Source organism: Ramlibacter sp. (assembly GCA_019635435.1).
Lineage (GTDB): Bacteria > Pseudomonadota > Gammaproteobacteria > Burkholderiales > Burkholderiaceae_C > JAHBZM01.
In genome coordinates, this window is the sequence record JAHBZM010000001.1 from 558,106 (window position 1) to 580,406 (window position 22,301).

Below are 22,301 nucleotides of genomic sequence, written 5' to 3' on the forward strand. Positions count from 1 at the left end.
CTGGACTCCAGCCCTTTTTGGCTTGAAACCCGCGGGTTTCAGCGGTTTTCGCCGAGCCAGCGCCGCAGCGGCGCGTACACCTCGGGCCGGTTGAGCAGTTTCAGGTGGTTGATGCCGTAGCCCACCCACTGGTGGCTGGCCGGAAAGTCCAGCGTGCGCGCCGCATCGGCGTGGCGGCCCAGGGCGCTATCCAGCGGCACCAGGCCATCACCGAGCAGGCGGTCCTTCAGGTCGCGCCGCTCCTCGCCCACGCTGGCAGCCGCGGTGTAGCAACGCACGCCGGGGGGCAGCGGCAGGTGCTGGCGCCGGTCGGGGCCGCGCTCGAAGCGGTCGCGGCCCACCCAGTCCTCGTCCACCAGGTTGCCGTGGCGCAGGTCGGTGATGCCCGCGCTGCGCACCTTGCCCAGCCGCGCAAATGGCGCGGCATAGGGCGCCGCGCCCAGCACGATGTCGACCCAGTTGCCGGCGCGCTCCAGCGGCGCGCCGTGGTGCGGCGAGCCCAGAAACACCATGTCATCGACCTGCGCCGGCCAGCGGTGGCCGGCCTGCGCGCCATAGTGCCAGGCGCTGCGCAGCACCAGCCCGCCCATGCTGTGGCCCACCAGCGCCAGCCGCTGCACCGCGTGCGGCCACTGCTCGAGCAGTTGCTCCAGCTGCGTGGCCAGCGCGCGGCCGTTCAGCGAGATGTGCAGGCCCGTGTTGTAGTGCAGGTACAGCGGCGTGAAGCCCAGGTCGCGCGCCAGCGCCGCGCCATGGTCGTGGCCCTCGCGCAGCCACTGCCGGTCGTTCATGCACAGGCCGTGCACCAGCACCAGCAGCCGGCCGTTGGCGCGCGGCAGTTGCGCGGCCAGCGCGGCGCGCTTCAGTTCCAGCGCCTGGCCCTCGCGGCGCAGCGTCATGGGCGTGGCCAGCGGGTTGCCGGTGCTCACCAGGTAGTCGCCCAGCACGCCGTTGAGCGCGGCCACGATGGCCTCGCGCTCCGGCCCCGAGTCGCCCGCATCGAGCACCGGTGCCAGCGCCGGGGTCAGCAGGCCCAGCAGCGCGTCAATGCTGCCACCGGCCACGCGGGTCACGCCGCGCACCGTCTTGTAGACCAGCCCGGTGATGCCGCTGGTGCGCTGGCTCGCCGAGGCTGCGCCCAGGCCCGGCGCCCGCGCGATCCGCTCGTGCATGGCCTCCACCAGGTCGGTCAGGCCCAGGGTGGCGTCGGTGGCCAGGCGCGCCGCGCCGCGAATGTCGGTGCTTTGCAGTGGCAGGCGTGGGGGCATGGGGGTTCCTGGCGGGTGGAGGGCTGCCTGCAGTGTGCCACTGCGCCGGCCGCGCGCTGGTGCAAGATACCCGGCATGAGCCCACCGCCCGCCGTCCTTGCCGTTGAGCATCTGAGTTTTGGCTACCCGCAGGGCTACCCGCAGCGCCCGCTGTTCACCGACTGGTCTGTGCGCCTCACGCCCGGCATGACGCTGGTCTGTGGGGGTGACGGCGCCGGCAAGTCCACGCTGCTGCGCCTGCTGGCGGGCGTGCTGCCGCCGCAGCGGGGTGACATCACCCTCAACGGCCTGCGGCTGGCCGACCACCCCGAGGCGTGGCGCCAGCAGGTGTTCTGGGTGGACCCGCGCGCCGACGGCTGCGACGAACTCACGCCCGGCGACTGCCTGGCCCGGATGGCGCAGCGGCATCCCGGGTTTCAGCACGATGCACTGGATGACCTGATCGAAGGCCTGTCACTGGCGCCGCACATGGACAAGCGCCTGTTCATGCTGTCCACTGGCAGCCGCCGCAAGGTCTGGCTGGCCGCGGCCTTTGCCTGCGGCGCGGCAGTCACGCTGCTGGACGACCCGTTTGCGGCGCTGGACCGGCCCTCGGTGGCGTTTGTGACCGCGCGGCTGCAGGACGCTGCGGGGCACCCGTCCCGCGCCTGGGTGGTGACGGGCTATGAGGCGCCGGCCGGCGTGCCGCTGGCCGCCACCGTGGACCTGGGGGACTGAGCGCCCCGGCACCCTGGCACCCCGGCGCGGGCCGCGTCAGTGCGCGCCGGCCTCCAGGTAGGCGCGTGCACTGGTGGCAATCACGCGGCGGGCCTGGGCCATCAGGTCGGCGCGCTGAGGGTGGTGCGCGGCGGCGGCCGGAAAGGGCCAGATGCGCTGGCCCGGCAGCCGGGTGGGGTGGAAGGTGGCGGGCGCCCGCGGGGTGCCAGGGCGCGGTGTCTGTGAAAGCTGCATCAAGATTCCCCTGTTTTTGTCGTGGGGAATCATACCCAAAGACTGTATTTACGTACAGTAACCGGGGGTGTCCTGGAGCCGTTGGGCAAAGAACGCCAGGATCTCGTCGCGCGCTGCCCGCGTGGGCTGGCCGGCCTCGTCAATCAGGTGCGCCGTGACCACGCTGTGCGGGCTGGCCACCACCTGGTCAAAGAATGGCGGCGTGACCGGGTTGGCGGCGCTGTCGGGCAGCACGCGGGCCACAAAGCGCGGGCCCAGCGCCTGGCTGAACGCCGCGAAGCGCTGGGCCCGGCAGTGCCTGTCGCCTTCAAAGCGGTAGGCCATGACCGTCAGGTCGTCGCGCTCCAGGCGCTCGCGCACGGCGCTCAGCTCGGCCGGGTCCATGGCCATGCCGGCCGGGTCGTTCATGGGCAATGAAGGCTGGCACATCACCGGCGCCAGCAGCGCGGGCTCCAGCGTCATCGACAGCGCAAAGTTGCCGGTGAAGCACATGCCGATGGCGCCCACGCCCGGGCCGCCGCATTCGCCATGGGCCAGGCGCGCCAGGGCCCGCAGCCACTGCGTGACCGGGCTCGATTCATTGGCGGCCATGGCGCGGAACTCCGCGCTCACGCAGGCCCGTTTGAACACCGCAATGCCTTCTTCCACGCCGGGCACCGCGCCGTCACGACCGAACAGCGAGGGCATGTACACGCTGAAGCCCGCGTCGCGCACCCAGCGCGCAAAGCGCGCCACATGGGGGCTGATGCCGGGCATCTCGGTCATCACGATCACCGCCGGGCCGCTGCCGGCCACGTGCACGACCTTGGTCGCGCCGTCCAGCGTGATGCTGCGGTGGGAAAAGTCGTCCAGCGGGTCGTCGCGCAGGGTGTCGGGGGTCATGGGGGTGGTCATCAAGGGTTCTGGCTTGTATTGGAACGCCAGCCCCGCCAGAATGGCAGTGTCGTTTTTGACAGTTTCAGGGCTTAATCAGACATGCATGATTTCACCGTGGTGGTGCTGGAAGGGGCCTACGCCAGCAGCGTGGCCGTCACGCTGGACATGCTGGCCGCGGCCAGCGCGCTGGCCGCGCGCGCGGGCGTGGCCGCGCCGCGTTGGCGGGTGGGCTCGCTGGTCGGCGGCCCCGTGGCATTGCAAGGCGGCATGGCCGTGCCCACGCTCAAGCTGCCGCAACGCGCTCGCGGCGACCGCTCCACCTGGGTGCTGCCCGGCCTGGCCACAAACACGCCCGCGCTGCTGAACGCGCGCCTGGCGCAAGCCGATGCCACTGGCGTGGTGGCCGCGCTGGCGCGCCACGCCCGCCAGGGCGGGGCGGTGGCGGCGTCGTGCTCGGCGGTGTTCCTGTTGCAGGCGGCCGGCCTGCTGGCGGGCCGGCGCGCCACCACCACCTGGTGGCTGGCGCCGCTGCTGCAACAGCTGGAACCGGCCTGCCAGGTGGACGCTGACCGCATGGTCTGCGCCGATGGGCCCGTGGTCACGGCCGGCGCCGCCATGGCCCAGACCGACCTGATGCTGCATCTGCTGCGCGAGCGCTGTGGCGCTGCGCTGGTGGCGTCGCTGGGCCGCATCCTGCTGCTCGACGCGCGCCAGGCCCAGGCGCCTTTCATCGTGCCCGAGCTCATGGCCAGCGGCAGCGCGCTGGTGGCGCGGCTGGCGCAGCGGGTGGAGGCCGCGCTGCCGGCCCCGCCCGCGGTGAGCGTGCTGGCCAGCGAGCTGTGCATGTCCGAGCGCACGCTGGCGCGCCATGTGCGCCGCGCCACCGGCAAGGGCACGCTCGCGCTGGTGCAAAGCGTGCGCCTGCGCCGCGCCCGCGCGCTGCTGGAGGGCAGCCGCATGACGGTGGACCAGGTGGCCGAGGCCGTGGGTTACCAGGACGCGACGGCGCTGCGGCGGATGATGCGCAAGGCCGTGGGGGTGAATCCGGGGCGGTACCGGGGGGGGTTGGCAGGAGGCTGAGGGAACGACGGCCCCTTTACAACCGAGCACAACCGAGCTCTCAAAAAGCTGGGATGTGAAACGTTTAGTATTCGCATCTTCGTTGTGTGCGGGTCACAAGGCCCCGACATGACGATCCAGAGCCGAAATGGCGAATTCCACGAACGAAGGAGGATCGATTGAACTTCACCCAAATCACTGGCCTGCTGGTGACCGCTGCCCTGATGGGAGGATGCGCGGGCCCAAACACCGGTGCGCCAAAAACCGCCTTTGCCAAGCGCGTAGATCTGCAGGATGGCAAGCGGGCGCGAGAGGCCAATGTCGCAATATCCGCATTCCTGGGGATGTATCGCGTGGTGGACTCGCGCATCAACAGCGCAGGAGTGGATGCTGCAGCTGTTGTGTTGCTCGCGGGTGTTCCCACTTTGCGCCTGTGGCGCCAGGGCGGGGCGGAATTGGCGGTCGAACTGCAGGCAAATGACTGTGCTGGCGATGTCGTCAATAGTTTCTCCCAGGACATGTACCTTGCCTGCTTCGGCAGCAGCTTGTACTCGAACAGAAAGCCTTTTTTCTCGGTTTCACGCGTGACAAGGCCCGTGGTTGAGAAGTCAGGTTCACTGATCCCTGCATACGAACCCATGACCGTTGCGCAAGGCTATTTGATCCGCTATGACCTTGGTGACCCCTATGGGCGCACCATTCCGCTTGCCGTGCTGAGGAAAGAAGGAGGTGCCCAATGAGGTTCATGCGCCTGCTGTCTCTGGCTTCGCTGGCCGCAACGCTCTGTGCCTGCGGCAACATCCAGACGATCAAGTCGTTCTCCACGCCTTACCAGGAACCGGCCCAAGGCGCGCGTGCGCGCATCCGTGTACTGTCTGACGGCATGGTGCGCGCCGTGCCCAACAGCGCCTGTGTGGATTGGCGCCTGGAAGGGGCCGGCGTCATGGCCAGCCCTACCAAAGGGTTCGCCAACATGAACAATCGCAAGCTAGGCATGCCGCAAAGCGCGGCCCAGACGCTGGTTGCACAAAGCCACTTTGCCTCAACAGAACTGTATGTGCCCGCAGGCCGGCCCCTTGTGCTGGACTACCTGAGTCAGGGCAATGGCAGCTATCAGTGCTTTGTGCGCCGGACTTTTGTGCCGGCTGAAGGGCGGGACTACGAGGCGGTGTTCTGGCAGGAGGGGAGCGTTTGCCGGTTTCGGGTCGGCACAATCAGCGAGGCTGCGACGCCTGAAGCCGTAGCGCTGGCTCCGGCAGGTCTTTGCCGCGCTTCAGACAATCTGTGAGGCGGTCTGGCGCCACGCGCCAGACCTTGTCCACCCTGTGAGCTAGCGCCGCCCAGGCAACGCTTGGCACGCCCCTTGCATCTCATCTTGGATACAAGATTGGATGCTCAAAGATGGTGCAAGCCGGAATCTCTGCCAGTGAAACGCCCAGCCCGGTGCAGCCCGCCACGGGCTTGGCGCCGCAGGCCTGGATTTCACGGGCCGATCCGCCCCTGAAGGGCGCCGCAAACGGGCCGCTCGCGGGCCTGGTGTTTGCGGCCAAGGACAACATCGACGCCGCCGGCCTGCCCACCACCGCGGCCTGCCCGGCCTTCAGCTACGACCCCGCCCAACACGCCACCGTGGTGCAGCGCCTGCTCGGCGCGGGTGCGGCGCTGGCCGGCAAGACCAACCTCGACCAGTTTGCCTGCGGGCTCAATGGCACGCGCTCGCCTTACGGTGCGGTGCCCAACGCCTTCAACCCCGCCTATGTGTCTGGCGGTTCCAGTTCGGGCTCGGCCTACGTGGTCGCCACGGGGCAGGTGGACTTTTCACTGGGCACGGACACGGCCGGTTCGGGCCGCGTGCCGGCCGGCCTGAACAACATCGTGGGCATCAAGCCCTCGCGTGGGCTCATCAGCGCGCGCGGCGTGGTGCCGGCCGCGCAGGGGGTGGACTGTGTGTCCATCTTCGCGCGCACCGTGGCGGTGGCCGTGAAGGCGCTGGAGGCAGCCCTGGGCTACGACGCGCAAGACCCGTATTCACGCCCGCTGCAGCTGGCAGGGGCGCCGTTCCCGTCCGCGCTGCGCGTTGGCATTCCGTCGGTGCTGGACTTCTGTGGCGACGCGGCGGCCGAAGCCGCCTTTGGCGAAGCCGTCACGCGGCTGCGCCAGCTTGGTGCACAGCCCGTACCCGTGGACTTCACCCCGCTGGCCGAGGCGGCGCGCCTGCTCTATGAAAGCGCCTTGGTGGCCGAGCGCTACACCGCGATCCGCGCCTTCTTTGACGCCCACGAAGCCGAGGTCATGGAGCCCGTGCGCAGCATCATTGCCAGCGGCCGTGCCTACAGCGCCGCCGACCTGTACGAGGCCCAGACGCAGCTGCGCGCGCTCGGCCAGCAGGCCGCGGCCCTGTGGAACGCGATGGACGTGCTGCTGGTGCCCACCGCCCCCACGCACTACACCATTGCGGCCATGCAGGCCGACCCGGTGGCCCTCAACCGCAACCTGGGCGCCTACACCAACTTCGTGAACCTGCTGGACTACGCGGCCATTTCGGTGCCCAGCGCGATCCGGCCCGACGGCCTGCCGTTTGGCATCACCTTCATCGGCCCCTGCGGGAGCGACTGGCAGCTGGCCGGGCTGGGCCAGCGCTACCACCATGCCACCGGCCTCACGCAGGGGGCCACCGGCCAGCCACTGCCCGCGCCGCAGCCCATCGCCGGGCTGCGGGCCGAGCCCATGGTGCAGGTCGCCGTGGTGGGCGCCCACCTGGCGGGCATGCCGCTCAACAGCCAGCTCACCGAACGCGGCGCCACGCTGGTGCGCGCCACCGAAACCGCGCCCGACTACCGCTTCTTTGCCCTGCCCGGCACCGTGCCGCCCAAGCCCGGCCTGCTGCGTGTGCCCGAAGGCACGGGGGGCCGCATTGCCGTGGAAATCTGGCAGATGCCCGCGGCCCGTTACGGCTCGTTCGTGGCGCTCGTTCCCGCGCCGCTGGGCATTGGCACGCTCACGCTGGCCGACGGCTCCAGCGTGCAGGGCTTTGTCTGCGAGTCGCTGGCCACCCAGGGCGCGCAGGACATCACCCACCTTGGCGGCTGGCGCGCCTACATCGCGTCGCTCCAGCGCTGAACCCTTCATCCATCCGACTCACTTTCACCACCCTCAGGAGAATTCCATGACCCAAGCCAACACCTCCAAGCCGCGCCTGGCCACCGCCTCACGCCGCCAACTGTTGCAAGCAGGTGCCGCCACCGCGGCGCTGGGCATCCTGGGCGCACCGGCCATCGTGCGCGCCCAGTCCGGCCCCAAGATCCGCATTGGCTACTGGCCCATCGCGGCCGGCCTGCCGTTCTACTCGGCCGTGGAACTGGGCTACTTCAAGGAAGCCGGCCTGAACGTGGAAGTGCTGAAGTTCGCGGGCGCCCAGCAGATCATGGAAGCCATGCTCTCCGACCGCTGCGACGGCAGCGCCAACGGCACCGGCTCGGCCAACATTGCCGTGGGCGAAATCGCGCAGCCCGGCACCTACAAGATCTTCTGCTCCAACCCCAGCAACGCCAAGAACGTGCTCGATGAAGTCATCGTGCCCGTGGCCAGCACCGCCAAGGTCATGGCCGACCTCAAGGGCAAGCGCATTGCCAGCGGCCCCGGCATCCAGAACGTGACGCTGGCCAAGACCGTGCTCGAGCGCGGCGGTGCCACCGGCGCCACCGTGGTGGAGCTGCCGATTGGCCAGCATGTGGCCGCGCTGGCGGCGGGCCAGGTCGATGGCGCCTACACGCTGGAGCCCACGGGCACCATCGGGCGCCTGAACGGCAGCACCCGCACGCTGGAAGCCGGCGTGATCGCGCGCTATGTGCTGGGCGACCCGATGGCGCCCTGGTTTGGCGGCTCGGCCTCGCTCACCTCCAGCTTCATCAAGCAGCACCCTGAAGAAGCCAAGAAGTTCATCACCGCCTACGGCAAGGGCGTGGCCTACGTGCGCAGCAAGTCCACCGAGGCACGCCAGTACCTCAAGGGTTACACCGCCATCGAAGGCGCGCTCACCAGCGAAGTGCCACTGGCCGCCTACACCATGTACAACGAGTTCACCCCGGCCGACGTGGCGCATTTCCAGAAGTTCTTTGACCTGTTCACCGAAAAGGGCGTGTTCTCCAAGCGCCTCATGGTGGACTCCATGCTCTACAAGGGCTGAGCATGAGCGAGCCCACCACCTCGGCGGTCGCCACACCCTGGCGCCCCCCCCAGGCGGGGCCCACCTCGGTGCCCCCGCCCGGCAAACCGGCGCTGGACCGCGCGCTGCCCTTCATCGGGCCGGTGCTGCTGTTCATTGTGTGGGACCTGGCCGTGCGGCTGGGTTTCATCAAGCCCATCCTGCTGCCCTCGCCGGCCGACACCGTCACCGCCCTGGTGCAGGGCCTGGCCGGCGGGCCACTGCTCAAGGACTTCCTGGTCACCGTCTGGCGCACGGTCGAGGCCTTTTTGATTGCCGCCGTGGTCGGCGTGCCGCTGGGCGTGGTGCTGGGCAGCGCCGAGAAGGCCTACCGCAGCGTGGAGTTTTTGATCGACTTCTTCCGCTCCACGCCATCGTCGGCGCTGATTCCGCTGTTCCTGATGATCTTTGGCGTGTCCGACATCAACAAGGTGGCCATTGCCGCGTTTGGCGCGCTGCTCATCGTGGTGTTCAACAGCGCCTACGGCGTGATCAACGCGCGCAAGCAGCGGGTGATGGCGGCGCGCGTGATGGGCGCCTCGCGCTGGCAGGTGTTCAAGGACGTGCTGGTCTGGGAGAGCCTGCAGCCCAGCTTTGTGGGCCTGCGTTCGGCCGTGTCCATGGCGCTGGTGATCGTGATCGTGGCCGAGATGTTCATCGGCGCCGACAGCGGCCTGGGCAACCGCATCATCAACTCGCAGCAGGTCATGAACGTCAAGGACATGTACGCCTCCATCCTCGCGGCGGGCGTGCTGGGCTACGCGCTCAACATCCTGTTCCTCCTGCTTGAGAGAAAAATTGTGCACTGGAGCGGCCGATGACTGAAGTCCTCAACGCCCCCGTGGTGGCCGATGTGCCGGTGGCGCCCTTCGTGCCCGGCCCGGCCGGCACCCACATCACCATCCGCGGCCTGACCAAGTACTTCGCGGGCTGGCCGCTGTACGAGAACTTCGACCTGGACATTCCCAAGCACCAGATCGTCTCGGTGTTCGGCCCCAACGGCTGCGGCAAGAGCACGCTGATCAACATGATCGCGGGCCTGATCCCGATCGACAAGGGCGAGATCCTGTTCGATGGCAAGAGCCTGAAGGACACCAAGATCGGCTACGTGTTCCAGAACTACCGCGAGGCCATGTTCCCGTGGATGCGCACCATCGACAACATCGCCTACCCGCTCAAGCTCGAGGGCAAGAGCAAGGCCGAGGTCGACCGGCGCATGGCCGAGCTGGTGGCCTCGTTCGACGTCAAGTTCGACCTCAATCGCTACCCCTACGAGCTGTCGGGCGGCCAGCAGCAGACGGCGTCCATCATGCGGGCGCTGGCCAACAACCCCGAGGTGCTGTTCCTGGACGAGCCGTTCTCGGCGCTGGACTTCGAGATGACGCTGTTCATCCGCGAGAAGCTGCAGGAGGTGTTCATGAAAACCGGCACCACCATGCTGCTGGTCTCGCACGACCTGGAAGAAGCCGTGTACCTGGCCGACCAGGTGCTGCTGCTGACCAAGCGGCCCACCAAGGTGGCCGAAATCCTGCCCTACGCTGACGCCCGCCCGCGCACGGTGGACACGCTCTCCGAGCCCGGCTTCATTGCCACCAAGAAGCTCAGCCTGGAGATCTTCCAGCGCGAGGTGCGCCGGTGAACGACACCCAGGCCCTGAGCTATGTGCAGGCCAGCGCCGCCGCGCTGGGCGTGCCCATGGACGCGCAGCGGGCGCGGCGCGTCGCAGGCCACCTGCAGCGCACCGCGGCACTGGCCGCGCTGCTGGAACAGGCGCCGCTGGCCCCGGACGACGAGCTGGCCGAGATTTACAAGCCAAAAGTGCCTGGAGTCCAGGACGGGCGGCCCTGACGTGCTATGAAAACAGGAGCAAACCAGCCCATGCCCCGCAGCCATGAACTGGCCCGCGCCATTGCCAGCGGCGAACTCAGCGCCGCCCAGGCGCTGGAAGCCAGCATCGCGCGCATCGAGGCGACGGACGCGCGCGTCAACGCCTTCACGGGCAAAAGCTACACCCGGGCCCGTGCCGAGGCGGCGGCCGTGGACGCCAGGCGCGCGCGCGGCGAGCCGCTGCCGCCGCTGGCCGGCGTGCCCTATGCGGTCAAGAACCTGTTTGACATCGAGGGCGAGACCACGCTGGCCGGCTCGAAGATCAACCGCGGCCACCCCGCGGCGGCGGCCGACGCCTTTCTGGTGCAGCGCATGAAAGCCGCCGGCGCGGTGCTGGTGGGCTCGCTCAACATGGACGAGTACGCCTATGGCTTCACCACCGAGAACTCCCACTATGGCCCCTGCCACAACCCGCATGACCTGAGCCGCATCGCGGGCGGCTCGTCGGGCGGCTCGGGCGCCGCCGTGGCGGCTGGCCAGGTGCCGCTCACGCTGGGTTCGGACACCAATGGTTCCATCCGCGTGCCCTCGTCGCTGTGCGGTGTCTGGGGGCTCAAGCCCACCTTTGGCCGGCTGTCGCGGCGCGGCAGCTACCCGTTCGTGTACAGCATTGATCACCTGGGGCCCTTTGCCGACTCGCTCGAAGGACTGGCGCTGGCCTACGACGCACTGCAGTCGCCCGACCCGCTGGACCCGGGCTGCCATGCGCAGCAGATCGAGCCCGTGACGCCCCTGCTGGGCCAGGGCATGGCGGGCCTGCCCGGCCTGCGCATCGGCCTGCTGGGCGGCTACTTTCATGACAACGCCACCGCGCCGGCGCGCGAGGTGGTCAAGGCCGCGGCCCGCGCGCTGGACGTGATCGAGATCGTCGAGTGGCCCGACCCGGCGCAGGCGCGCGCCGCGGCCTTCATCATCAGCGCCAGCGAGGGCGGCGCGCTCCACCTGGACGACCTGCGCACCCGGCCCGAGGACTTCGAGCCGCTGTCGGTGGACCGCTTCATGGCCGGCGCCCTGCAGCCCGCCGCCTGGTACCTGCGGGCCCAGCGCTTTCGCCGCCTGTACCGCGACAAGGTCAACGCGCTGTTCCAGCACTGGGACGTGCTGCTCGCGCCGGCCACGCCGGTGTGCGCGCCGGTCATTGGCACCGAGTGGCTCAACATCAACGGCCAGCAGCAGCCCTGCCGCCCGTCCATGGGCCTGCTCACGCAGCCCATCTCGTTCGCGGGCTGCCCCGTGGTGGCCGCGCCGCTGTGGCCCTCCGGCAGCGACGGTCTGCCGCTGGGCGTGCAGGTGATTGCCGCGCCCTGGCGCGAAGACCTCGCGCTGCGTGCCGCGCTGGTGCTGCAGCAGTCGGGTCTGGCGATGCTGAAGGACGTTTCCCCATGACCCCCGCCGTCGCCATCAACCTGCCCGATGTGCTGGCCGAAGTCACGGCCGTGTTCGCGCGCTACGAGCAGGCCCTGGTCAGCAACGACGTGGCCGTGCTCGACGAACTGTTTCACGACCACCCGCTCACGCTGCGCTACGGCGCCACCGAGAACCTTTACGGCTACGACGCCATCCGCGCCTTCCGCGCCGCGCGCCCGGCCCAAGGCCTGGCGCGCGAGCTCATGAACACGGTCATCACCACCTATGGCCGTGACTTTGCCACCGCCAACACCGAGTTCCGCCGCAAGGGCAGCGACAAGACCGGCCGCCAGAGCCAGACCTGGCTGCGCACGCCCGCGGGCTGGCGCGTGGTGGCCGCGCACGTGAGCCTGCTCACGCCGCCACCGCCGCTTGCATGAATCCTGCTAGTTCCCAACCACCTCACCTGACGGAGAGCCCCATGAGCATCAAGACCTTCAATCGCCGCGATTCCCTCAAGTCACTGGCTGCGCTGGGCGCCGCCGGCACGCTGGGGGGCCTGAGCCGCCTTGCCCACGCGCAAAAGCCCATGACCGTGGGCGTGATCTACGTCGGCCCGCGTGATGACTTTGGCTACAACCAGGCCCACGCCCAGGCCGCGGCCGAACTCAAGAAGATGCCCGGCATCAAGGTGGTCGAGGAAGAAAACGTGCCCGAGACCGCGGCCGTGCAGAAAACCATGACCGGCATGATCGCGCAGGACGGCGCCACGCTGCTGTTCCCCACCTCGTTCGGCTACTTCGACCCCCACATGCTGGCCGTGGCCGCCAAGTACCCGGACGTGCGCTTCTCGCATTGCGGCGGCATGTGGACCGAGGGCAAGCACCCCAAGAACACGGCCAGCTTCTTCGGCTACATCGATGAGTGCCAGTACCTCAACGGCGTGATCGCGGGCCACATGACCAAGAGCAACAAGATTGCCTTTGTGGCGGCCAAGCCGATTCCGCAGGTGCTGCGCAACATCAATGCCTTCACCATGGGCGCGCGCTCGGTCAAGCCCGGCATCACCTGCAGCGTGATCTTCACGGGCGACTGGTCCATGGCCGTGAAGGAGGCCGAAGCCACCAACAGCCTGGCCGACCAGGGCTGCGACGTGTTCACCATGCACGTGGACGGCCCCAAGGTGGTGGTCGAAACGGCGGCCAAGCGCGGCAAGATGGTCTGCGGCTACCACGCGAGCCAGGCCAAGCTCGCACCCAATGCCTACCTGACCGGCGCCGAGTGGAACTGGCTCACGGCCTACACCACCTTCATCGACGCCGCCCGCAGCGGCAAGCCGCACCCCAACTTCGTGCGCGGCGGTCTCAAGGAAGGCTTTGTGAAGATGTCGGCCTACGGCGCCATGGTGCCCGACGCGGCCAAGAAGTCGGCTGACGCCACCAAGGCCAAGATGGTTGCGGGCAGCTTCGACATCTTCAAGGGCCCGCTCAAGGACAACAAGGGCAATGTGGTCATCGCGGCCGGCACCTCGCTCAAGCAGACCGACCTCAAGCTCGAGGGCATGAACTACCTGGTCGAGGGCGTGAACGGCTCGATCTGAGGACGCCCTCATGCGCGACACGCTCAACGACATGGCCCTGCCGGTGTTTGCCATCACGGCGGCACTCGGGCTGTTTGGCGTGTTCGTCTGGCTCGGGGGTGTCAGCCCGGTCGAGGTCTGGGTGCTGCTGTTCAAGGGCGCCTTTGGTGACTGGTTCTCATGGCAGAACACGCTGCAGCGCGCCGCGCCGCTGATGCTAACCGCGCTGTGCGTGGCCATCCCGGCGCGCGCCGGCCTGGTCATCATCGGTGGCGAGGGCGCGCTGGTGCTCGGCGGCCTGGCCTGCGCGGCGCTGCCCTACGCGGTGCCGCTGCCGGCCAACCTCGCGGGCACGGTGCTGGTGTGCCTGGCGGGCGCCGTGGCCGGTGCGCTGTGGATCATGCTGGCGGGCTGGCTGCGCCAGTTTCGCGGCATCAATGAAACCATCAGCAGCCTGCTGCTGGCGTATGTGGCCATTGGCCTGTTCAAGCACTGGGTCGAGGGCTCGCTGCGCGACCCGGCCAGCCTCAACAAGCCCTCCACCCATTCGCTGGCCGAGGGGCTGCGCATTGGCGGCATGGGGGGCTCGGACGTGCACTGGGGCTTTGTGCTGGGGGTGCTGGCCTGCCTGGGCCTGGGCATCTGGCTGCGCCGCACGGCGTCGGGCTTTGCCGTGCGCGTGGTGGGCGGCAACCCGCGCACCGCGCAGCTGGTGGGCCTGCCGGCCTCGCGCCTGATTCTTGCGGCCTGCGCCATCGGCGGCGCCTGCGCCGGCCTGGCCGGCGCGGTGGAGGTGGCGGCCGTGCACACCAACGCCAATGCCTCCCTCATTGCCGGTTACGGCTACGCCGGCATCCTCGTGGCCTTCATTGCGCGGCACAACCCGCTGGCGGTGATTCCGGTGGCCATCTTGTTCGGCGGCTTTGGCGCGGCCGGCAGCCTGCTGCAGCGGCGCCTGGGCCTGCCCGACGCGTCGGTGCTGGTGCTGCAGGGCATTGCCTTTGTGTTGATCCTGGCGAGCGAGGCTTTGCGTGATGTGGACTGGAAGGCCTTGGGCGCGCGGTTTTTCCGCAGTGCGGGGCCTGTTGAACCTCCTTCGGATGCTGTGGGGGGGAAGGCCCTATGAGCTGTCTCTTGTTGGCGCTCACGCTTCGCGGCAGGCTGTGCCCGGCGGCGGCTCACACTGGGGCGGTGGGCGCTGTGCGCCCACTTCGCTGCGATGCTTACCGCAGGGTCGCACCGCAGAACTCGCTACGCGCGCTTTGCGCGCTGCGCTCAAACAGCTGCGGTGAGTCAGTCAACGAAGCGGGCTGCGCCCGCCGACCCTGCGCCTGCGCTTCTCGCCGCCCCAGAGATCGCCTCCGCCGGGCACAGCCTGCCGCGAAGCGGGGAGTGGGCGTGCCAACTGTCGGCGTGCCTGCATCGTCTCAGCAAAGGCGTGTGCGCCCGGGCTGGGGTGCGCCTCTGGCGCGCCGAGTAGCGCAGGGGAGTCACCGCAACGCGGTGACCGCGCGAGTGAAGCGCCCCAGCCCGGGCGCACACGCCTTTGCCGCGGGCACCCGACCCACCACGAGGCTCACAACATGACCGCCGACCAATGGATCGCTCTTGTGGCCGGCATCGTCGGCGGCGCCTTGCGCGTGGGCGTGCCGTTCCTGTTTGTGAGCCTGGGTGAATGCCTCACTGAAAAGTCGGGCCGCATCAACCTGGGGCTCGAGGGGGTGCTGGTGCTCTCGGCCATGTCGGCTTTTGGCGGGGCCTACCTCACGGGCTCGCCCTGGCTGGGCGTGCTGGCCGGGGCCGCGGCGGGGGCACTGCTGGCTGCGCTGCATGGCGTGCTGTGCTCGCTGCCGCGCGTGAACGACGTGGCCACCGGCATCGCGCTGATGCTGCTGGGCACGGGCCTGGCGTTTTACTTTGGCAAGGGCCTGATCCAGCCGCAGGCGCCGCAGATTCCCACCATCGCGTTGGGCGAGTGGAGCAGTTCCCCGGCCCTGCGCTCGGCGCTGCGCATCAACGCGCTGCTGCCCGTGGGCCTGCTGCTGGCGGCGGCGCTGTGGTGGGGCTTTGCCCGCACCCGTGCCGGGCTGCTGGTGCGCATGGCCGGCGACTCGGCCCATGCGGCGCGCGCGCTGGGTTACTCGGTGTCGGGCATCCGCATCGCGGCCACGGCCGCGGGCGGCGCCATTGCGGGGCTGGGCGGGGCCTCGCTCACGCTGTTCTACCCCGGCAGCTGGAACGAAGGCATCTCCAGCGGCCAGGGCCTGATTGCCGTGGCGCTGGTGATCTTTGCGCGCTGGAGCCCGTTGCGCTGCATTGGCGCGGCGGCGCTGTTTGGCGGCGCGGGGGCGATTGGCCCGGCATTGCAATCGGTGGGGGTGAGCTGGGGCTACCACCTGTTCAACACCGTTCCGTACGCGCTCACCCTGCTGATCCTGGTGTTCACCTGCAAGCCCGGCAGCGTGGTGGCCGGCAGCCCGGGTGAGCTGTCTTCCACCCGGTAACCCTTCAAAGGCCCACCATGAGCGGACTCGGCGGACTCAACAAATCAGCCCACGGCGTGGTGGTGGGCCTGGTGCAGCTGCAGTTGCCCAACGTCAAGACGCCGGCCGACCTGGCCGCGCAGACGCAGCGCATCTGCGCGCTGGTGGCCAAGGCCCGGCGCAACCAGACCACCATGGACCTGGTGGTGTTCCCCGAGTACGCCCTGCATGGCCTGAGCATGGACACCCACCCCGCCATCATGTGCACGCTCGACGGCCCCGAGGTGGCCGCCTTCAAGCAGGCCTGCATCGACAACCGCATCTGGGGCTGCTTCTCGATCATGGAGGCCAACCCCGGCGGCAACCCTTACAACAGCGGGCTGATCATTGACGACGCGGGCACCGTGCAGCTGTATTACCGCAAGCTGCACCCCTGGGTGCCGGTGGAGCCCTGGGAGCCCGGCAACCTGGGCGTGCCGGTCTGTGACGGCCCCCATGGCAGCAAGCTCTCGCTCATCATCTGCCACGACGGGATGTTCCCCGAGATGGCGCGCGAGGCGGCCTACAAGGGGGCCGACATCATCCTGCGCACGGCCGGCTACACCGCGCCCATCCGCCACGCCTGGCAGATCACCAACCAGGCCAACGCCTTCTGCAACCTGGCCTACACCGCCAGCGTTTGCCTGTGCGGCAGCGACGGCACCTTCGACTCCATGGGCGAGGGCATGTTCTGCCACTTTGACGGCACCGTGATGGTCCAGGGCGGCGGCCGGGTGGACGAGATCATCACCGCCGAGCTGCGGCCCGACCTGGTGCGCGAGGCGCGCACGGGCTGGGGCGTGGAGAACAACATCTACCAGCTCTACCACCGCGGCTATGTGGCGGTGAAGGGCGGCGCGCAAGACTGCCCCTACACCTACATGCGCGACATGGCCGCCGGCAGCTACCGCCTGCCCTGGGAGGTGGCCGTGACCGACGGCACGAGCTGCGGCTTCGAGCCACCCACCCGCACTTACAAGGGCCCCGAGACATGACCCCGCAACGCTTCATCCAAGCCAACCCCTACGCCTGGCCGTGGAACGGCGACCTGCAGCCGGGCAACACCGCGCTGATCGTGATCGACATGCAGACCGACTTCTGCGGCGAAGGCGGCTATGTGGACAAGATGGGCTACGACATCTCGCTCACGCGCGCGCCCATTGCGCCGCTGAAGACGCTGATGGCCGCCATGCGTGGCGCCGGCTACGCCGTGATGCACACGCGCGAAGGCCACCGGCCCGACCTGAGCGACCTGCCCGCCAACAAGCGCTGGCGCTCGCGGCAGATCGGCACCGACGGCGTGGGCATTGGCGACGTGGGGCCCTGCGGGCGCATCCTGGTGCGCGGCGAGCCGGGCTGGGAGATCATCCCCGAGCTGGCGCCCCTGCCCGGCGAGGTGGTGATCGACAAGCCGGGCAAAGGCTCGTTCTATGCGACCGACCTGGAGATGGTGCTGCACCAGCGCGGCATCCGCAACCTCATCCTCACCGGCATCACCACCGATGTGTGCGTGCACACCACCATGCGTGATGCCAACGACCGCGGTTTTGAATGCCTGCTGCTGTCGGACTGCACCGCGGCCACCGACGCGGGCAACCACGCGGCGGCCCTGAAGATGATCACCATGCAGGGCGGGGTGTTTGGCGCGCACGCCACCTCGGGCGCCGTGCTGGAGGCCCTCGCAACCCCCGTTCGGGCTGAGCGATGAGCACGACCATCGGCGGCCTGCCCCAGGGCACCGGCGCCCTCGCGCTGGACACCTACCAGATGAGCATGCGCTTTGGCAGCTTCACCGCGCTGGACCAGGTGAGCATGAAGGTCGCGCCCGGCACGGTGCATGCGCTGCTGGGCGAGAACGGCGCGGGCAAGAGCACGCTGGTCAAGTGCGTGGCGGGCTTCCAGCGGCCCACGGCCGGCAGCATCCTGATCGACGGGCGTGAGCAGGCCATTGCCAACCCCGTGGTGGCGCGCGCGCTGGGCATTGGCATGGTGTACCAGCACTTCACGCTGGCGCCCGGCATGACCGTGGCCGAAAACCTCTTGCTGGCCGGCGGCAAGACGCCGGCCGTGATCAACTGGAAGACCGAGCGCGCGGGGCTGGAGGCCTTTCTGGCCACCACGCCCTTCAAGCTCGACCTGGACGCCACGCCCGCCGGGCTGGCCGCGGGCGAGAAGCAGAAGCTGGAGCTGCTCAAGCAGCTGTACCTGCGCCCGCGCCTGCTGATCCTGGACGAACCCACCTCGGTGCTCACGCCGCAGGAGGCCGACGAGGTGCTGGGCCATGTGCGCGAGTTCGCGCGCAGCGGGCGCTGCACCGTGCTCATCATCACGCACAAGTTCCGCGAGGTCATGGCCTATGCCGACAACGTGACCGTGCTGCGCCGGGGCAAGGCCGTGCACCACTGCGAGGTCTGGGCCACCAACCCCGGCCTGCTGGCTCACGCCATGATTGGCGAGGCCGTGGCCGCCGCGCCCGAGATGGCCGACGCCGAATCCGACCTGGCCAGCAGCCTGGAGCCTGTTTCTGAATCAAATGGGGCTGGAGTCCAGCAGGGGCGGCCACTATCTGCTATCAATAACGGAGCAAACGAGGCGCAAGGCCCGGCCCCGTCGATGACCGTGAGCGGCCTGCGCGTGCAGGGCGACCGCGGCACGCTCGCGGTGCACGACCTGAGCCTGCAGGTGGCGCCCGGCGAGATATTGGGCGTGGCCGGCGTCTCGGGCAACGGCCAGCGCGAGCTGGTGGAGGCACTGGTGGGCCAGCGCCCGCGACTGGCCGGCGAGGTGCGCGTGATGGGCGAACCCTATGCCGCGCGGCGCGAAGAAAACCGCCGCCTCAAACTGCGCAGCCTGCCCGAGGAGCCGCTGCGCAACGCCTGCGTGGGCGACCTGAGCGTGGCCGAGAACATGGCCCTGCGCGACTTTGACCAGCCCCCGCTGGCCAGCCCGGCGCGCTCGGGTGGCTGGCTGCACTTTGGCGCCTGGCGCACCCGCGCGCGCACCTGGATCATCGAATACGGCATCAAGACCCAGGGCGAGGGCGCGCCCATCCGCAGCCTGTCGGGCGGCAATGTGCAGCGCGCGGTGCTGGCGCGCGAGCTGGCCGGCGACATCAACGTGCTGATCGCCGCCAACCCGGTGTTCGGGCTGGACTTTGCGGCCGTCAAGGAAATCCACACCCGCATCCGGCAGGTGCGCGCGCGCGGCGGCGCCGTGCTGCTGATCAGCGAAGACCTGGACGAGCTGCTGGAGCTGGCCGACCGCATCGTGGTCATGAGCGAGGGCCGCATCGTCCACGAGACCGCGGCGGCAGGCGCCGAACGCCACGTGATAGGCGCCCACATGGGCGGAGGCCACCATGCACATTGATGCCCAGCCGTTTGACTACCCGTTTGACCTGGCGCACACGGCGCTGGTCATCATCGACATGCAGCGCGACTTCATCGAGCCCGGCGGCTTTGGCGAGACGCTGGGCAACAACGTGGCGCTGCTGTCGGCCATCGTGCCGGCCTGCCAGGCCGTGCTGGCCGCCTGGCGCCGCGCCGGCGGCCTGGTGGTGCACACGCGCGAGGCGCACCGGCCCGACCTGTCGGACTGCCCGCCGGCCAAGCGCGACCGCGGCAACCCCAGCCTGCGCATTGGCGACGCGGGGCCCATGGGCCGCATCCTGGTGGCCGGCGAGCCGGGCAACCAGATCATTGCCGAGCTGGCGCCCGTGCCCGGCGAGGTGGTGATCGACAAGCCCGGCAAGGGCGCCTTTTACGCCACGCCGCTGCAGGCCCTGCTGCAGGAGCAGCACATCACCCACCTGCTGTTCATGGGCGTGACCACCGAGGTCTGCGTGCAGACCAGCATGCGCGAGGCCAATGACCGCGGCTACGACTGCCTGCTGCTGGAGGACTGCACCGAGAGCTACTTCCCCGCCTTCAAGGCCAGCGCCGTGGAGATGATGCGCGCGCAGGGCGCCATCGTCGGCTGGACCGCGCCCAGCACCGCGCTGCTGCGGGCGCTGGGGGCCACGGCCCCGCTGGTGGCCCAGGGCTGATAGAGTTTCCAGCGTGCACACCGCCACCCGCCGCCCCGCCGCTGCCACCGACAGCGCCCCCCACCGCTCGCGCGCCGACGAGGTCTACCAGCAGCTCAAGCGCGACGTGGCCGAGTTCAACCTCGTGCCGGGCGACCGCTTCACCGAGAACGAGCTGAGCGAGCGCCTGGGCGTCTCGCGCACGCCGGTGCGCCAGGCGCTGTTCCGCCTGCAGCAAGAGGGCTATGTGGAGGTGCTGTTCCGCAGTGGCTGGCGCGTGCTGCCGTTTGACTTTGACCAGTTTGAACAGCTGTATGACCTGCGCATGGTGCTGGAGACCACGGCCGCCCAGCGCCTGTGCGCCGATGGCGAGCGCGTGGACCGCGCCCTGCTGGACCAGCTCATCAGCATCTGGCTGGTGCCCGTGGCCGAGCGCAGCACCGACGGCGTGCAGGTGGGCCAGTGGGACGAGGCCTTTCACTGCAGCCTGGTGGCCGCCGCCGGCAACGCCGAGATGGCCCGCGTGCACCGGGACGTGACCGAACGCATCCGCATCATCCGCCGGCTGGACTTCACCAAGCCCGCGCGCATTGACGCCACCTACGACGAGCACGGCAAGATCCTCAAGGCCATCCAGCGCAAGCGCGGCGACCAGGCCGCCATGCTGCTGCGCGCCCACATCGAAACCAGCCAGGCCGAGGTGCGCAAGATCACGCTGCACCAGGTGCATCTGGCGCGGCAGGGGGGCATGGGGCGGTAAATGCCCCTGGGCGCGCACGCGGCGCCCCGGCCAGACGCAGGTCCGGAAGCGGCCAGCAGGTTTTGCCGCCGCTGGCTACCATGGCGCTCCAACCCAACGCTGCCATGACACCCACCCCCACGCCCGCGGCCACCGACGCCGATGCCCTCCCCCGCCCCTTTGTCCGCCTGGCCTGGTCCAACCTGGCGGCGCAGTCGGCCGAGCAGCTGAGCCTGGCGGCCGTGCCCATCGTGGCGGTGCTGGCCCTGGGCGCGGGCGCGGGCGAGATCGGCGCGCTGGGTGTGGCGCAGACACTGCCCTTCCTGCTGCTGTCCATCCCCTTTGGGCTGCTGGCTGACCGCACCTCGCGCCGGCGCCTGATCGTGCTGGCCGAGGGCCTGCGGGCGCTCACGCTGGTGGGCCTGCTGATCGCCGTGGCCACCGGGAACCTGTCGTTTGGCCTGCTGGCCACGCTGGGCTTTCTGGGTGCCATTGGCACGGTGGGCTTCAGCGTGGCGGCCCCGGCCCTGGTGCCGGCGCTGGTGCCGCGCGCGTCATTGGCCCGTGCCAACGGCCGGCTGGAGCTGGCGCGCAGCATGGCCTACGCGGGTGGGCCCGCGCTGGCCGGTGCACTGGTGTCGTGGGCCGGGGGCACGGCCACCTTCACGCTGGCGGCCATGCTGTCGGCTGCCGCCGTGGCCTGCGTGTGGGGTGTGGCCGAACCCGCGCGCCCGGAGCAGCCGCCGCGCCATCCGCTGCGTGACCTGAAAGACGGCGCCGCCATGGTCTGGGGCCACGCGCTGCTGCGCCCCATCATCCTCACGGCCGTGGCCTGGAACATCTCGTGGTTTGTGCTGCAGGCGGCCTATGTGCCCTATGCCATGCGCGCGCTGGGCCTGTCGGCCGGGGCCGTGGGCGTGACGCTGGCGGGCTACGGTTCGGGCATGGTGGTGGGCGCGCTGCTGGCCGGCCGCATCGTGCGCGCCATGCCGTTTGGCCGTGCCATCCAGCTGGGGCCGGCCGTGTCGGTGCTGGCGGCGGCCACCATGGTGGCCACGCTGCTGGTGCCCAGCGGCTGGCTCGCGGGCCTGTCGTTCTTCTTCTTTGGCGTGGGGCCGATTGTGTGGACCATCACCTCCACCACGCTGCGCCAGACCGTGACGCCCAACGCCATGCTGGGCCGCGTGGGCGCGATCTTTCTCACCGTGAATGCCGGCGCGCGGCCTGTGGGCGCGGCGCTGGGCGGGCTGGTGGGCGCCCACTGGGGCGAGGCGGCCTGCCTGGTGCTGGCGCTGCTGGGGTTTGGCGTGCAGGCCTGGGTGATTTTTGCGTCGCCGATGCGGGAGCTGCGGGGGTTGCCGGTGGCGGCTGCTTAACACCTCGCCACAATCCGCACCATGAACACCACCAACGGCATGCCGCCTTTTCCGAGGCCCGTCGGCCTCAATGCCCGCCCCAGCCGATTGCCGGTGGGCTCTGTCATCACCTTCGCTGGCACGCCAGGGGCGGGGCAAACCCCATTCGTTACGCCCCTGGAAGCCTGGGGCTGGATGCACTGTGACGGCCGTGCGCTGGAGGCGCAGCAATATCCCGAGCTGTTTGCCGTGCTGGGCTACACCTATGGCGGCAGCGGTTCGCAGTTCAACATTCCTGCGTTGCCTGATGTGCAGTTGGGCGCGGCGCGCTTGCCATACATCATCTGTTTCAGCGACTCGTTGGGGTAGGTGGTGGTGCGGCGTTGATTCGCCAAAGGCAAGACGTTCCCGCTTTGAATCAAAGCCATGCGCTTCGCGTGACTGAGTGTCAGCCGAGGGAGTCCGCTTCTAGCCGAGAGCGGACATCCGC

General features: G+C 69.4%; 24 protein-coding genes. 21 read left to right on the forward strand and 3 right to left on the reverse strand.

The features are described 5' to 3' along the window. Positions 1 to 38: 38 nt before the first annotated feature. A complete protein-coding gene (locus KF796_02680) occupies positions 39 to 1,268 on the reverse strand; it encodes an alpha/beta hydrolase (protein MBX3585524.1) in 1,230 nt (409 codons plus the stop codon). Between the two features lie 75 nt (positions 1,269 to 1,343). On the opposite strand from KF796_02680, the gene KF796_02685 reads away from it, so the two are divergent. Further along, positions 1,344 to 1,985 carry an ATP-binding cassette domain-containing protein gene (locus KF796_02685; protein MBX3585525.1) on the forward strand — a complete coding sequence of 214 codons (642 nt, stop codon included), beginning with the start codon at positions 1,344 to 1,346 and terminating at the stop codon, positions 1,983 to 1,985. Positions 1,986 to 2,021: 36 nt separating this feature from the next. Here KF796_02685 and KF796_02690 read toward each other — a convergent pair whose 3' ends face one another. Both KF796_02690 and KF796_02695 read right to left on the reverse strand, forming a co-directional pair. Then, positions 2,022 to 2,219: a hypothetical protein gene (locus tag KF796_02690; GenBank protein MBX3585526.1), complete on the reverse strand. Its 198-nt coding sequence runs from the start codon at positions 2,217 to 2,219 to the stop codon at positions 2,022 to 2,024. Positions 2,220 to 2,267: 48 nt separating this feature from the next. After that, the gene (locus KF796_02695; protein MBX3585527.1) at positions 2,268 to 3,101 is read right to left on the reverse strand and encodes a dienelactone hydrolase family protein; all 834 of its coding nucleotides are present in this window, start codon (positions 3,099 to 3,101) and stop codon (positions 2,268 to 2,270) included. Positions 3,102 to 3,194: 93 nt separating this feature from the next. Between KF796_02695 and KF796_02700 the strand changes: the two genes are divergently transcribed. The 20 genes from KF796_02700 (at position 3,195) to KF796_02795 (ending at position 22,180) form a co-directional block, all read left to right on the forward strand. Then, the gene (locus KF796_02700; protein ID MBX3585528.1) at positions 3,195 to 4,175 is read left to right on the forward strand and encodes a helix-turn-helix domain-containing protein; all 981 of its coding nucleotides are present in this window, start codon (positions 3,195 to 3,197) and stop codon (positions 4,173 to 4,175) included. A gap of 158 nt (positions 4,176 to 4,333) precedes the next feature. Continuing rightward, entirely contained in the window at positions 4,334 to 4,894 is a 561-nt protein-coding gene (locus KF796_02705) for a hypothetical protein (protein MBX3585529.1), read from the forward strand. Beyond that, entirely contained in the window at positions 4,891 to 5,442 is a 552-nt protein-coding gene (locus KF796_02710; protein MBX3585530.1) for a hypothetical protein, read from the forward strand. Before KF796_02705 ends, KF796_02710 begins: the two co-directional genes overlap by 4 nt. Positions 5,443 to 5,555: 113 nt before the next feature. Next, positions 5,556 to 7,274, forward strand: a complete 1,719-nt coding sequence (gene atzF / locus KF796_02715) for an allophanate hydrolase (GenBank protein MBX3585531.1) — start codon at positions 5,556 to 5,558, stop codon at positions 7,272 to 7,274. 46 nt (positions 7,275 to 7,320) lie between these two features. Beyond that, positions 7,321 to 8,340 carry an ABC transporter substrate-binding protein gene (locus tag KF796_02720; protein MBX3585532.1) on the forward strand — a complete coding sequence of 340 codons (1,020 nt, stop codon included), beginning with the start codon at positions 7,321 to 7,323 and terminating at the stop codon, positions 8,338 to 8,340. Positions 8,341 to 8,342: 2 nt separating this feature from the next. Further along, positions 8,343 to 9,179: an ABC transporter permease gene (locus tag KF796_02725; protein MBX3585533.1), complete on the forward strand. Its 837-nt coding sequence runs from the start codon at positions 8,343 to 8,345 to the stop codon at positions 9,177 to 9,179. Then, entirely contained in the window at positions 9,176 to 9,997 is an 822-nt protein-coding gene (locus KF796_02730; protein MBX3585534.1) for an ABC transporter ATP-binding protein, read from the forward strand. Before KF796_02725 ends, KF796_02730 begins: the two co-directional genes overlap by 4 nt. Then, the gene (locus tag KF796_02735; GenBank protein MBX3585535.1) at positions 9,994 to 10,206 is read left to right on the forward strand and encodes a DUF4089 domain-containing protein; all 213 of its coding nucleotides are present in this window, start codon (positions 9,994 to 9,996) and stop codon (positions 10,204 to 10,206) included. Before KF796_02730 ends, KF796_02735 begins: the two co-directional genes overlap by 4 nt. Before the next feature lie 30 nt (positions 10,207 to 10,236). Continuing rightward, the gene (locus KF796_02740) at positions 10,237 to 11,631 is read left to right on the forward strand and encodes an AtzE family amidohydrolase (GenBank protein ID MBX3585536.1); all 1,395 of its coding nucleotides are present in this window, start codon (positions 10,237 to 10,239) and stop codon (positions 11,629 to 11,631) included. Further along, a complete protein-coding gene (hpxZ, locus tag KF796_02745) occupies positions 11,628 to 12,032 on the forward strand; it encodes an oxalurate catabolism protein HpxZ (protein ID MBX3585537.1) in 405 nt (134 codons plus the stop codon). The genes KF796_02740 and hpxZ overlap by 4 nt, the downstream gene beginning before the upstream one ends. A 41-nt stretch (positions 12,033 to 12,073) precedes the next feature. Further along, positions 12,074 to 13,192 (forward strand): BMP family ABC transporter substrate-binding protein, encoded by a 1,119-nt coding sequence (locus tag KF796_02750; GenBank protein ID MBX3585538.1) that lies wholly within the window; start codon positions 12,074 to 12,076, stop codon positions 13,190 to 13,192. Positions 13,193 to 13,202: 10 nt separating this feature from the next. After that, a complete protein-coding gene (locus KF796_02755) occupies positions 13,203 to 14,297 on the forward strand; it encodes an ABC transporter permease (protein MBX3585539.1) in 1,095 nt (364 codons plus the stop codon). Positions 14,298 to 14,754: 457 nt separating this feature from the next. Then, positions 14,755 to 15,675, forward strand: a complete 921-nt coding sequence (locus KF796_02760; protein ID MBX3585540.1) for an ABC transporter permease — start codon at positions 14,755 to 14,757, stop codon at positions 15,673 to 15,675. Between the two features lie 17 nt (positions 15,676 to 15,692). Further along, a complete protein-coding gene (locus KF796_02765; protein MBX3585541.1) occupies positions 15,693 to 16,688 on the forward strand; it encodes a formamidase in 996 nt (331 codons plus the stop codon). Beyond that, complete coding sequence (locus KF796_02770; GenBank protein ID MBX3585542.1) at positions 16,685 to 17,401, forward strand: cysteine hydrolase; 717 nt, start codon at positions 16,685 to 16,687, stop codon at positions 17,399 to 17,401. The genes KF796_02765 and KF796_02770 overlap by 4 nt, the downstream gene beginning before the upstream one ends. Beyond that, positions 17,398 to 19,062: an ABC transporter ATP-binding protein gene (locus KF796_02775; GenBank protein ID MBX3585543.1), complete on the forward strand. Its 1,665-nt coding sequence runs from the start codon at positions 17,398 to 17,400 to the stop codon at positions 19,060 to 19,062. The genes KF796_02770 and KF796_02775 overlap by 4 nt, the downstream gene beginning before the upstream one ends. Next, positions 19,052 to 19,738, forward strand: coding sequence for a cysteine hydrolase (locus KF796_02780; protein ID MBX3585544.1), 687 nt, complete (start codon positions 19,052 to 19,054; stop codon positions 19,736 to 19,738). Before KF796_02775 ends, KF796_02780 begins: the two co-directional genes overlap by 11 nt. Before the next feature lie 13 nt (positions 19,739 to 19,751). Then, positions 19,752 to 20,477 (forward strand): GntR family transcriptional regulator, encoded by a 726-nt coding sequence (locus KF796_02785; protein MBX3585545.1) that lies wholly within the window; start codon positions 19,752 to 19,754, stop codon positions 20,475 to 20,477. A gap of 104 nt (positions 20,478 to 20,581) precedes the next feature. Further along, complete coding sequence (locus tag KF796_02790; GenBank protein ID MBX3585546.1) at positions 20,582 to 21,832, forward strand: MFS transporter; 1,251 nt, start codon at positions 20,582 to 20,584, stop codon at positions 21,830 to 21,832. A gap of 39 nt (positions 21,833 to 21,871) precedes the next feature. Next, a complete protein-coding gene (locus tag KF796_02795; protein MBX3585547.1) occupies positions 21,872 to 22,180 on the forward strand; it encodes a tail fiber protein in 309 nt (102 codons plus the stop codon). Positions 22,181 to 22,301: the final 121 nt, after the last annotated feature.